Source organism: Vibrio sp. zbq_1 (assembly GCF_043102935.1).
Lineage (GTDB): Bacteria > Pseudomonadota > Gammaproteobacteria > Enterobacterales > Vibrionaceae > Vibrio > Vibrio parahaemolyticus.
In genome coordinates, this window is sequence record NZ_JBICJH010000004.1 from 997858 (window position 1) to 1010594 (window position 12737).

11 protein-coding genes are annotated in these 12737 nt (G+C 48.9%); 3 read left to right on the forward strand and 8 right to left on the reverse strand.

What is annotated here, in order from left to right:
- Positions 1–4 precede the first annotated feature (4 nt).
- From cyoA to ACF8CV_RS04835, 8 genes are all read right to left on the reverse strand, one after another.
- Positions 5–886, reverse strand: a complete 882-nt coding sequence (gene cyoA, locus ACF8CV_RS04800) for a ubiquinol oxidase subunit II (protein WP_005455699.1) — start codon at positions 884–886, stop codon at positions 5–7.
- A gap of 638 nt (positions 887–1524) precedes the next feature.
- The gene (locus ACF8CV_RS04805; protein WP_005498505.1) at positions 1525–2283 is read right to left on the reverse strand and encodes an SDR family oxidoreductase; all 759 of its coding nucleotides are present in this window, start codon (positions 2281–2283) and stop codon (positions 1525–1527) included.
- 75 nt (positions 2284–2358) lie between these two features.
- A complete protein-coding gene (mmsB, locus tag ACF8CV_RS04810; RefSeq protein WP_005498503.1) occupies positions 2359–3261 on the reverse strand; it encodes a 3-hydroxyisobutyrate dehydrogenase in 903 nt (300 codons plus the stop codon).
- A 26-nt stretch (positions 3262–3287) separates the two neighbouring features.
- Positions 3288–4424: an enoyl-CoA hydratase/isomerase family protein gene (locus ACF8CV_RS04815; RefSeq protein WP_015313073.1), complete on the reverse strand. Its 1137-nt coding sequence runs from the start codon at positions 4422–4424 to the stop codon at positions 3288–3290.
- Positions 4425–4432: 8 nt separating this feature from the next.
- The gene (locus ACF8CV_RS04820; RefSeq protein WP_138937347.1) at positions 4433–5218 is read right to left on the reverse strand and encodes an enoyl-CoA hydratase; all 786 of its coding nucleotides are present in this window, start codon (positions 5216–5218) and stop codon (positions 4433–4435) included.
- A gap of 41 nt (positions 5219–5259) precedes the next feature.
- On the reverse strand, positions 5260–6414 hold the full coding sequence (locus ACF8CV_RS04825; protein ID WP_208871092.1) for an acyl-CoA dehydrogenase family protein: 1155 nt from the start codon (positions 6412–6414) through the stop codon (positions 5260–5262).
- 20 nt (positions 6415–6434) lie between these two features.
- Positions 6435–7928 (reverse strand): CoA-acylating methylmalonate-semialdehyde dehydrogenase, encoded by a 1494-nt coding sequence (locus tag ACF8CV_RS04830; RefSeq protein WP_025557327.1) that lies wholly within the window; start codon positions 7926–7928, stop codon positions 6435–6437.
- A gap of 29 nt (positions 7929–7957) precedes the next feature.
- Positions 7958–9184 carry a thiolase family protein gene (locus ACF8CV_RS04835; protein WP_208871091.1) on the reverse strand — a complete coding sequence of 409 codons (1227 nt, stop codon included), beginning with the start codon at positions 9182–9184 and terminating at the stop codon, positions 7958–7960.
- 258 nt (positions 9185–9442) lie between these two features.
- Between ACF8CV_RS04835 and ACF8CV_RS04840 the strand changes: the two genes are divergently transcribed.
- The 3 genes from ACF8CV_RS04840 to ACF8CV_RS04850 all read left to right on the forward strand — a co-directional run bounded on the left by ACF8CV_RS04840 (position 9443) and on the right by ACF8CV_RS04850 (position 12704).
- Complete coding sequence (locus ACF8CV_RS04840; protein WP_208871090.1) at positions 9443–9817, forward strand: MerR family DNA-binding transcriptional regulator; 375 nt, start codon at positions 9443–9445, stop codon at positions 9815–9817.
- Between the two features lie 78 nt (positions 9818–9895).
- Complete coding sequence (locus ACF8CV_RS04845) at positions 9896–11065, forward strand: isovaleryl-CoA dehydrogenase (protein WP_208871089.1); 1170 nt, start codon at positions 9896–9898, stop codon at positions 11063–11065.
- Between the two features lie 34 nt (positions 11066–11099).
- Positions 11100–12704 (forward strand): carboxyl transferase domain-containing protein, encoded by a 1605-nt coding sequence (locus ACF8CV_RS04850; RefSeq protein ID WP_208871088.1) that lies wholly within the window; start codon positions 11100–11102, stop codon positions 12702–12704.
- Positions 12705–12737: the final 33 nt, after the last annotated feature.

Consider the following 12737-nt stretch of genomic DNA (forward strand, 5'->3'; position numbering starts at 1 on the left):
GTGATTATCCTTGGTTTTCAGGCAAACAGTTCATGGAACCCGGATGTTGGGTCACGACGTTGCTGAACAGAAACGGAGGAACACTTGAGAACAGAGTGACAGGCGCAGCAACGCTTGGCTCAGCCAGCGAGCTGTATTGCTCCCAATCTTCGATTCGATCAGGGCTTGCTTTCACTTTTTGCACCCAATTTAGGAATGCCGCGCGATCCGGCATTGCCGATGCGGTGAACTTCATCTGCGAGAAACCTTCGCCGCTGTAGTTCGACGCAAAGCCCTTGTAGTCCCCTTCGTGGTTAGCGATCAGATTCAACTTAGTCACCATGCCTGGCATCGCGTAAATCTGAGTACCCAAACGCGGGATAAAAAACGCGTTCATGATGTTGTCTGACGTCAGCTTAAAGGTCACAGGCACATCTTTCGGAAACGCCACGTAGTTTACGGTCGCGATGTTTTCTTCCGGATAGATGAACAACCATTTCCAATCAAGCGAGACCACTTCAATCGTCATCGGTTTGACATCACTCACCAGAGGTTTGGATGGCTCTAGTTCGTGGGTAGAACGCCAAGTGATGGTGGCAAGAATGGCGATAATGATGATGGGAATTGTCCATACCACCACTTCGATTTTGGTCGAGTGCGACCATTCTGGTGCGTACTCTTCGTCGGTGTTACTTGCTCGGTATCGGTAGGCGAAGTAAATCGTCATCAGAATCACAGGGATCACGACGATTAACATCAGCAAAAGAGCGGTGATGATCAGCTCTTTTTCTTGGACACCAATAGCACCTTTCGGGTCAAGCAAAGCAGAATTACATCCTGAGAGCAAAAGTATGACGCACGCCAAACTCCCCCTCGACAAGATGCGTTTATATCTTGAGGCTTCCATTAACTTTCTCGATGGTTGTCTGGTTTCAAAGCAAATGCCATTACGTTCGGTATCAAGCTAAGAACCAGTTGTTATAGTCATTAGAATGTTTATGTGTTGAGCATGTGCAACATTGGGATCATCGAGTATCAAACGGGATTGCAGCGTGGTTAAAACCACACTTACAGTGTGAGTTTAATGTTACACTTTGAAACACAATGTTACATTTGGCGCATTATGAGGAGGAAAAAGTTAAAGCTCATTAGTCACAACTGGAAACTAACCTTCCAATAATGAAATTTAGGTGTGTAAACCACCAGCTAAAACTCTCGCGTAAAACTGACGTGCCACAGAGTAAAAGCCATATTTAATAAGGTGTTAGATAGACAGGAAAGAACGGACTGATGAATTGATCATAAATACGGTGATAGTTATAAGATGATTAAAAATCAAACCAAAGAATTGTGACTAACATCAAATTAATGATTTCACGTAATATTTGAATGGTATTTATTCTTAATTAAATATGGCAAGAATTTTATTTACTACATGAATATGTGTATTGGTAATAAAAAAGAAAGCAGATCCTGCCCTCAATACGACTCGTCACTAAGCAGACAAATATGCTTCCCTGAGGGAGTCATTCTCTGAAAAAGCGTTTACATTCGGATTCCGCCATCCACCTCAAGCACGCGGCCGGTGAAGTAATCACTCTCAAGAATGTATTTGACGGCATGAGCGATTTCACTCGCTTCCCCCATTCTCCCTACCGGAATCATCTTTTCTAGACGTTCGATCGCCTCTGGCTTCATTTGATCAGCCATCGCCGTATGTACAACCCCCGGCGCAATCGCAGCGGCTCGAATGCCGTACCTTGCAAGCTCGCGTGCCCACGTTGTTGCCATGGTAGCGACCGCCGCTTTGGAGGCGGAATAGTTGGTTTGACCAATATTCCCGGCTCTAGCAACGCTGGAGATATTGATGATGACCCCTTGTGAGCCACTTTCAATCATTTTTACAGCAGCCTCACGCCCACACAGAAATGTTCCCGTGACATTGACATTCATGACGAGATTAAACTGCTCCAACGACATTTTGCTGATAACGCCATCTTTGGCTTTTACAAGTAAACCATCTCGCAGCACTCCCGCATTGTTGATGAGTCCATTAAGCTGACCGAAATCTTGAAGAATGGCGTCAAATGTCGCTTCCACATCCGATTCATTTGTCACATCAACCGGATAAGTGAACACTTTCGCACTTAACATCTGACATTGTGATTGTGTCTCTCGTAAACCGGTTTCATTCACATCGAGCAAAGCCAAATCAGCTCCGGATTGAGCGAGGGTAATCGCCATCATTTGGCCCAGCCCCTGCCCTGCACCTGTAATCGCAATAACGCTATTTTTTATGTCCATATTTGCTCTCCCAAACTTGTCGATGCTCAGACACGAAATATCGAAACTGGGAGCTTATTGCTCCCAGCACAATGTTCATTTGTTGTTCTTATAGAATTCAAACAGACTTGAGAAATCGAGCTCACCATGACCGCTCGAGTTATGGAATGCATAGAGGTTACGCGCCAACGCTCCCATAGGCACCGAGGAGTGGGTTTGCAATGCGGCATCTAATCCCAAACCTAAATCCTTTAGCATCAGCTTGCTCATAAAGCCCGGCTGATAATCATGGCTGGCTGGCGCGCTATCCATCACGCCCGGGCATGGATTATAAAGCTCTAACGCCCAGTTTCGTCCTGAGCTTTGCAGCATGATGTTGGACAAGACTTTTGGATCGAGCCCATGATCAATGCCTAAGTTCAGCGCCTCACACGTGCCTGACATCAAAATACCCAGCATCAGGTTATTACAGATTTTAGCCATCTGCCCATCGCCAGCTTTACCCGCATGAAAAACGTTTTTCCCCATGTACTGCAAAATGGCGTTCGCTTTTGAGAATGCCTCATCCGAGCCACCGACAATGAACGTCAACGTAGCCGCTTTAGCTCCCGCGACGCCACCCGAAACCGGTGCGTCGACAAATAACAAACGCTTGTTTGCCGCTTCATTGGCAACCAATCTTGCTGAATCGGGATCGATCGTCGAACAGTCAATCAATAGCGTATTCGGTGCGACAAGGTTCATCACGCCAACGCCCCCGTGTAAGTCCCCCAAATACACCGACCGAACGTGAGACCCCGCAGGAAGCATGGTGATCACAGTGCTTGCACCATCCACCACTTCTTCGAGCGAGCTCGCAACCACGGCCCCAAATGGCATCAGTTGTTTTGCGGCTTCCACATCCACGTCAAATATTTGCACGTTAAACCCTGACGCTAACAAGTTCTGCGCCATTGGATTTCCCATTCGACCCAACCCAATAAATGCGATGGTACTCATGATTATTCTCCTTATTGACCTAACGGCTAACCTAGCGGCTGTTCACCGAGCTTGGCGAGCGGGTGTTCATCGTCAGCCCAAAGCGAGGTAAACAATAAGTCGATGACATCTTCATCGACTTCACTGACCGTTTTAAACATCCAGTTTGGCTCACCATCTCGGTCGATAAGGCGAGCGCGAACGCCCTCTTCAAATTCCCCTAAGAGCGCACAACGAACCGACAGGCTCAGCTCCAATCGGAAGCAGTCTGCAAGCGGTAAACGGTGATATTCTTTGACTTGTCGAAAGCAGATATGAGCAGTAATCGGGCTGCCTGACGAAAATGTTTCTTTCGCACCTGCAATCCACGGGCTGCTGTCTTCCATCGCCATAATGCGTTGAGCAATGAGGTTTAGGTCTACGCCTTTGCAAGCTTCTTTGATTTGCTCGAGATGAGGGCAGATTTGCGTGGTTGGTTTGCTGTCGATGATTTGTTCTTCCAACAACGCCAACAGCGCACTAACCAGTTCCTTCGCACCAGAAGTCCCCCATGGCACTTTTTGTAGCTCTTTTAACAAAGTGGGATATTGCTCTTCCAGCAACAGCCAATCCGCCAGACCAGTAGTGACAGCGTCACTCGAATTAACGAGCGCACCGGTCAAGCCAAGGAATAAACCCACTTCGGGATCGATTTGACTAAGGAACCAAGTACCACCTACGTCTGGATATAGACCGATGTTGATTTCTGGCATGGCTAAACGCGATATTGGCGTAACAACCTTGTGGCTTGTGCCCATAAACAGCCCCATGCCACCACCCATCACGATGCCTTCACCCCATCCAATGATGGGTTTGTTGTAGGTATGGATTAAGTAGTCACACTCGTATTCCAACGCAAAGTATTTTGTGCAAAATTCTACGGTCGCTTCTTTGCTCTCATTGTGCATGACGTGATACATCGCCCGCACATCCCCGCCAGCACAGAATGCTTTTTCTCCCGCACCACTTAACACCACACAAACCACGTGCGGATCGTGTTGCCATTTGATCAATTGATCGTGAAGTTGAAGCAACATATCGAACGTCAATGCGTTCAGTGATGGCGTGTTATCCAACGTCGCAACGCCGATGCGATGTACGCCATCGACACAATCCATTTCTGTAATGGTGACCGTTCCTACCATGAAGCCTCCTATTGGTTCTTCCAGTTAGGTGGACGCTTTTCAAGAAAGGCGCGTACGCCTTCTGTTTGATCTTCTGTATCAAATAAATCGAGGAATAATTCACGCTCTTTCATTAAGCCGTGTTTGAGTGGCGCAGAGCGCATGTTTTGAATCAAAATTTTGCACGCGGCGACCGAAGAAGGCGATTGATTTGCAACCGAATCAGCCATCGCAATCGCTTTACTTAAGGCTTCCCCTTTTGGCACTAGCTCCTCCGCTAAGCCTAGTTCTTTTGCCAGAGAGGCGCTGATTTGTTCGCCGCAAAGAATCATGCGTTTCGCCCATCCTTCGCCAACAAGCGCGGTGAGGTTTTGTGTGCCACCAGCGCAAGGAAGCAGCCCAACTTTCGCTTCTGGCAGCGCGAGTATGGCTTGCTCTTCGACCACTCGAATATCACACGCCAACGCCACTTCTAGCCCACCACCCATGGCATAACCATTAATGGCAGCAATAGATACACCTCGAAACTCGGAAAGGGTTTCAAACGCTTCACCAAAGCAGCGCGCCATCTCTAATGCGCGTGCTTTGTCACCATCAGCAAACAACTTGAGATCCGCACCTGCCGAGAAAAACTTGTCACCACTGCCAGTAATGGCCAAGGCATAAACGTCTTTATTTTGGTTAAGCGTACACACCAACGCTTTTAAAGCGTGAAGGCTATCTGCCGTCCACGTGTTCGCGGGGGGATTATTCATCGTAATCACTGCGACGTGATTTTGAATGGTGTGCTCAATGGCTTGTGGCGTTGATGGCATAATGTGACTTCCCCTTTTGATGGCGCAGACCCGATAACTTGTTAGAGCAACGCTGACGTTTCTGAGAGCAGACGACGCGCGATGATCAGACGCATAATTTCGTTAGTGCCCTCAAGAATTTGATGTACGCGAACGTCACGGAAATAACGCTCCATGGGATACTCTTTTATGTACCCGTAACCGCCGTGGATCTGCAACGCTTGGTCGCAAATTTGAAAACCGATGTCGGTTGCAAAGCGTTTCGCCATCGCGCAGTACGTCGTCGCATCGGAATCGCCTCGATCGAGTTTGCTGGCGGCATAACGCACCAATTGCCGTGCTGCGACAAGCTCCGTCGCCATGTCCGCTAACTTGAACTGCAGCGCCTGAAATTGCGCTAACGATTTTCCGAACTGTTTTCGCTCCAGCATATATTGCGTAGCTTGATTCAGAGCTTGTTGCGCCGTACCAACGGAGCACGTCGCGATATTAATGCGCCCGCCGTCCAATCCTTTCATGGCAAATATGAAGCCTTGCCCTTCTTCGCCCAGTAAATGACTTGCTGGAATAACGACATTGTCAAACGTAACCGCGCGTGTTGGTTGGCTGTTCCAGCCCATTTTGGGCTCTTTTCGCCCATAACTGATGCCGTCAGCTTGAGCAGGAACAACAAATGCAGACACACCTTTGGCACCCGCTTCGCCCGTTCGCGCCATCACGACCAAAACATCCGTCTCTCCTGCGCCGGAGATAAATGCTTTGCCGCCATTCAACACGTATGTATCGCCTTTTTTGTGCGCGGTTGTACTCAACGAAGCGGCATCCGACCCCGCATTGGGCTCCGTCAAGCAATACGAACCCAACCATTCTCCGGTGACGAGTTTAGGACAATATTTGGCTCTCACGTCTTCGGTCGCGAAACTCGCCACCATCCAACTCACCATATTGTGGATAGTCATGAAAGCAGTCGTCGACGTGCACCCCATTGAGAGCTGCTCAAAAACAATCGACGCATCCAAACGGCTTAACCCCAAACCACCATGTTCTTCTGGCGTATAGAGGCTGAGAAAACCCAGTTCTCCCGCCTCTCTCAATACGTCTTTAGGAAAGTTCTGTTTTTCATCCCACTCTGCGGCCATTGGTGCTAAACACTCTAACGAAAACTGCTGAGCCGTATCGGCAAATGCACGTTGATCTTCATTAAGTTCAAAGTCCATAAAAGCTCCTTGCTGGGTAGTCAGCGCAGTTGAATGGTCAAATTCGGCCCTGTTGGGATGTCATCATCAAACCATCTCGCCGTTACGGTTTTAGTCTCGGTGTAAAAACGCACAGCTTGCTTGCCATACGCATGCAAATCGCCATAGAAACTGCCCCTCCAACCCGTGAAGGAGAAGAATGGCAAAGGCACCGGAATCGGAACATTGATACCGACCTGACCAACTTGAATCTCGTGCTGATATTTCCGTGCTGCCGCGCCATTAGCGGTGAATATCGACGTGCCATTACCGTAAGGATTGCGATTGACGAGCTCGATTGCCTCTTGCAACGTCTCAACCTCAATACACACCAAAACTGGGCCAAAGATCTCCTGGGTGTAAATCGACATATTCGGCGTTACGCCGCTAAACAGCGTTGGCCCGACCCAATTACCATCGGGAAACCCTTCAACTTCACATTGGCTGCCATCAAGTTCACACACCGCGCCTTGTTGTTTGCCTAGCTCAATCAAACCCAAAACTCGCTGCTTGGCTTGCTCACTGATCAAAGGGCCATACGCAGCATCCTCATCATCCCAAGCGCCGGGATGGATTTTCGCCATTTCTTGTTTGAGATCCGCAATCCAGGCTTTTGACTCGCCAACAAACACCGCGACTGAAATCGCCATGCAACGTTGCCCTGCAGCACCAACCGATGATCCCACCAAGTTGTTGATGACGTGATCTTTGTTAGCATCAGGCATGACAACCATGTGATTTTTAGCGCCAGCAAAGGCTTGTACGCGTTTAAAGTATTGAGTTCCCGTGGTGTAAATGTACTGCGCGACAGGCACTGAGCCGACGAAAGACACCGCGCGAATATCGGGATGAGCAAGCAAGAAATCGACTTGATCTTTGCGGCCATGAACGATCTGCAATACGCCTTTTGGCGCACCCGCCTCTTCAAAAAGCTCAGCTAAGCGAATCGAGGTTAAAGGCACTTGCTCGGAAGGCTTAAGAACGAAAGTGTTGCCGCTCGCGATTGCGATGGGAAACATCCACAACGGGATCATGGCAGGAAAGTTGAACGGAGTAATACCGCAGCACACACCCAAAGGCTGGATTATCGAGTAACTGTCGATGTCAGTCGCGACATTTTCGACCGTTTCTCCCATCAGGTTGCTGGCAATGTTGGCCGCTTGCTCAACCACTTCTATGCCGCGCCAAACATCGCCTTTGGCATCGGCAAAGATTTTGCCCGTTTCGTGCGAAAGCAAGGTTGCGATTTCATCATGATGTTCTTTCAAAAGATGCTGATAGCGAAGCATCAAACGCGCTCGCTCTGATACCGCCACCTCTTTCCAAGATTGAAAAGCCGTTTGCGCACTTTCGATGGCCGCTTTCATCTCAGCATTTGTCGAACATGGCACATACGCGATTACGTCATTGGTGGCGGGATTAGTGACTTCAACCCAATCTGAGGTTTGAGACTCACGAAACTCACCATCAATAAATAAGGGAACCAAACGAGTCATCATTTACTCCTTTGTTAACTGTGCAGAAATTACAGCGGGATCTCGATACCTATCGCTGTCGCCTCGCCACCGCCAATACACAGTGACGCAACGCCTCGCATCACTTTCTTGTTGCTTGCATCCCCATCAATCCCCAGTGCTTGTAGCTGTCGTAAACTGTGGATCAATGTGACCAAAATGCGAGCCCCACTGGCACCAATTGGATGCCCGAGCGCACAAGCTCCGCCTTTAATATTGACCTTGCTTGAATCAAGCCCTAATTCCGCAACCGCAATTTGTGTCACTACCGCAAAGGCTTCGTTGATTTCCCAGAGATCAATTTCGTCAATCGACCAATCCAATTGCGACAACAATTGTTCAATAGCGTAGACCGGAGCCAACGTAAACTCATCCGGCTTTCTCGCATGAGTCGCGTGCGATTTGATAATGGCAAGCGGGGTAAGATTTTGGTGGCGCGCCGTCTCTTCATCCATCAAAATCAACGCGGCTGCACCATCGGAAATGGCACTGGAGTTCGCCGCAGTCACTGAGCCTTTTTTATCGAAAGCGGGTTTGAGCTGAGGAATTTTTTCTAGATCGATGGAGCGAGGATGCTCATCATAATCGAGATGGGTTGTGGCTGTTTTGGTACGGATTTCAATTGGTGCAATTTCATCATCAAACAAACCACGCTCTTGCGCTTCTAACGCTCGTTTTGCAGACATGGTTGCCCACTCATCCATTTTCTCACGGCTGAATTTGAGCCTATCTGCAATTTGCTGAGCATAGACGCCCATCAAGTGCCCTTCGTAGGCATCCTGCAATCCATCGAGAAACATGTGATCGTAAGTGGAGTGATGCCCTAATCGCATGCCATTGCGCACCTCTTTCAACAAATAGGGCGCATTCGTCATGCTTTCCATACCTCCAGCAACAGCCGTTCGAATAGTGCCAGCTTTGATCAAATCATGAGCAAGCATGACGCTTTTCATTCCCGAACCGCAAACTTTATTGATGGTTGTGCACCCTGTACAGGGTGGTAAACCCGCACCGAGCGCTGCCTGTCTAGCCGGCGCTTGTCCGCATCCGGCTGGTAGTACGCAGCCCATCAACACTTCATCAGTTACGGTTTCAGAAAGTACGTTTTCACCCAGCGATTTCATCGCGGCCTTTATGGCAAATGCGCCTAACTGCGGTGCGGAGTACGGTTGCAACAGCCCTTGAAAGCGCCCAATTGGCGTTCTTTTCGCACTGACAATCCAAATGTCGTTTCCCATGATTCGCGTTCCCTAACGGTGTATCACAGCGTACGAACTTACCCACCACAATTGCCTATTTAGGTTTTCTCACCTCAAACGATGAAGCTCTATCCCTTATCCGGCAACGAAATTATCGCACTGTGATTTCTTGACGTTTACGTAAGCATAGCACTAGCCTTTACAGTGAGGTAAAGAAACACATTGATAACAACCTAATTTTTATTCAGTCATGGTCAGATTTCGAGAAGCTGGATTTTTATTCGAGGTAAGTGTGTTATGGAAAAATACAAAATCAGTGATCTCGCCAAAGAGTTCGACATCACGACGCGCAGTATTCGATTTTATGAAGACGTCGGCCTGATTGAGCCAGAGCGAAAAGGCAATATGCGCGTTTATCAGCGTAGGGACAAAATCCGACTTAAACTGATTCTTAGAGGGAAACGGCTCGGCTTCTCGCTGGCAGAAATACGTGAACTGTTCGAACTTTACGACATGCAACAAACGGATGAACAGCTGCTCAAAATGCTCAATATCATTGAAGAAAAGCAAGCCGTGTTGCAACAGCATTTAAATGACATTGGTGTCGTCATGGGCGAGCTCAATGCCGCAAAAGAACGCTGCCTTCAAACACTAAAAAACAACGAAAAGTAACAACGGCACTAACTCAAATTTCCCTCACTCAAGCAGTGCACGATTTTCACAGTCACACACCTGCAACAGGGAGACGTTATGAAAACGAGCTACATCCCGCTGAATTTCGGGCTCGGTGAAACCATTGATATGCTCCGAGATCACGTCAATGCGTTCGCGAGTGAGCATATAGCTCCTATTGCCGCCGATATTGACCATTACAATCAGTTTCCGAGCCATTTATGGCCACTTCTTGGCGAAATGGGCTTGCTTGGCGTGACCGTCAGCGAAGAATATGGTGGTGCTGAAATGGGTTACCTCGCCCACGTTGTAGCAATGGAAGAGATAAGCCGAGCATCAGCCTCCGTCGCGCTCAGCTACGGCGCACATTCAAATCTTTGCGTAAACCAAATCTTTCGAAACGGCACCCCAACGCAACGAGAAAAGTATCTGCCTAAATTAGTTGATGGTTCGCACATAGGCGCTCTGGCGATGAGCGAAGTCAATTCAGGTTCGGATGTCGTCAGCATGCAATTAAAAGCCGAAGACAAAGGCGACCACTTCTTACTCAATGGCACAAAAATGTGGATCACGAACGGCCCCGATGCGGACGTGGTCGTGGTGTACGCCAAAACAGATGCTGATGCGGGATCGCGCGGGATCACAGCGTTTATTGTCGAGCGCAATTTTACCGGATTCAGTGACGCGCAAAAGCTCGATAAGTTGGGTATGCGAGGCTCAAACACATCTGAGCTCGTCTTCAACAATTGCAAAGTACCTAAAGAAAACATTCTCGGAGCACTCAATTGTGGCGTCAAAGTATTGATGAGTGGGCTTGATTACGAGCGCGTTGTTTTAGCTGCTGGCCCACTCGGCATTATGCAAGCGTGTATGGATATCGTCGTCCCCTACGTGCATGAGCGCAAACAGTTCGGCAAATCCATCGGCGAGTTTCAGCTTGTGCAGGGCAAATTGGCCGACATGTACTCACGTATGAACGCTGCAAAAGCGTACGTCTACACCGTCGCGGCGGCTTGTGATCGTGGTGAATGCACGCGCAAAGATGCCGCTGGGGTGATTTTGTACAGCGCAGAATTGGCAACACAAATGGCGCTCGACGCCATTCAGCTACTCGGCGGTAATGGCTACATCAATGAATACGCAACCGGACGCCTTCTGCGTGACGCAAAACTGTATGAAATTGGGGCAGGAACCTCCGAAATTCGCCGAATGCTCATCGGGCGCGAATTGTTTGAGGAATCACGCTAGCTCCTGATTCACTCGCTAGGAAAAGGAAGTCATCATGGCCATCATAAAAAGCAAAACCAAGCCAACTGACGAGCTGTTTCTTTCTAACCAAGCCGCGATGGAAATGCTGGTTGAAAAGCTGCAAAAAGACATCGCCACCATCAAACTCGGTGGCGGCGAACGTGCCATTGCTCATCAGCAACAAAAAGGAAAACTCCCGGTTCGAGAACGAATTTCACATTTGCTCGATGATGGTAGCAACTTCCTTGAAATTGGTCAGTTCGCCGCTTGGCAAGTGTACGATGAGTCCATCCCATGCGCGGGTGTCGTGGCTGGTATCGGCATAATCGAAGGAGTTCAATGCATGGTGATTGCCAACGATCCTTCGGTCAAAGGCGGCACCTATTATCCTCTCACCGTGAAAAAGCACCTTCGAGCACAAGAGATAGCTCAGCGTTGCCAACTACCGTGTGTCTACCTTGTCGACTCTGGCGGCGCAAATCTCCCCCATCAATCTGAAGTCTTTCCCGATAAAGATCACTTCGGCCGTATCTTCTTCAACCAAGCCAGAATGTCGGCCAAAGGCATTCCTCAAATCGCCGTTGTTATGGGGCTGTGCACCGCAGGCGGTGCTTATGTCCCAGCAATGGCAGACGTGTCGATAATGGTGAAAGAACAAGGCACCATTTTTTTAGCTGGGCCACCATTGGTAAAAGCCGCAACGGGCGAAGTTGTGACTGGTGAAGAACTCGGCGGCGCAGATGTGCATTGTCGAAAATCGGGGGTGGCAGATTATTACGCCGAAAACGATGAGCACGCCTTAGACTTGGCGCGCGAGGCGATTGCCAACGCGAACCGTCCAAAGCCGCCGAAATCGGACAGTGCCATCTTACCTCCACGTTACGATGCCGAAGAGATGTACGGCATTGTGAATGCCAATTTGCGTTTGTCGTTTGATGTACGTGAAATCATCGCGCGTATCGTCGATGACTCAGATTTCGATGAGTTTAAAGCCCTTTACGGACGCACGTTGGTGTGCGGTTTTGCGCGCATTCATGGTCAGTTGATTGGTATTGTCGCGAACAATGGCATTTTGTTTTGTGACTCCTCACAAAAAGGGGCGCACTTTATTGAACTGTGCGCCAAACGCAAAACGCCGCTACTCTTTTTGCAAAACATCACCGGATTCATGGTCGGCAAAAAAGTCGAGGAAGAAGGCATAGCCAAACACGGCGCAAAACTGGTGATGGCGGTGGCGTGTGCTGATGTGCCCAAATTCACCGTGATCATTGGCGGTTCTTACGGCGCAGGAAACTACGGCATGTGCGGACGAGCGTATGACCCAACCATGATGTGGATGTGGCCAAACGCACGTATTTCCGTAATGGGCGGAGAGCAAGCCGCTGGCGTGTTGACTCAGGTGCGCAAAGAGATAAACCAACGTCGCGGCGAAGAATGGTCCGAGCAAGAAGAACACACTTTCAAAGAATCGATCATAGACTTGTATGAGACCCAAGGGCATCCGTACTTTGCCAGTGCAAGATTATGGGACGACGGCATCATTGACCCCAAAGAGACGCGAAACGTGCTTGCACAAGCGTTAATGGCCGCGCTCAACGCGCCAATACCTGATAGCGAATTTGGCATCTTTAGAATGTAACCGCGCAATTGAAATAAACGTTCACAAGGAAAT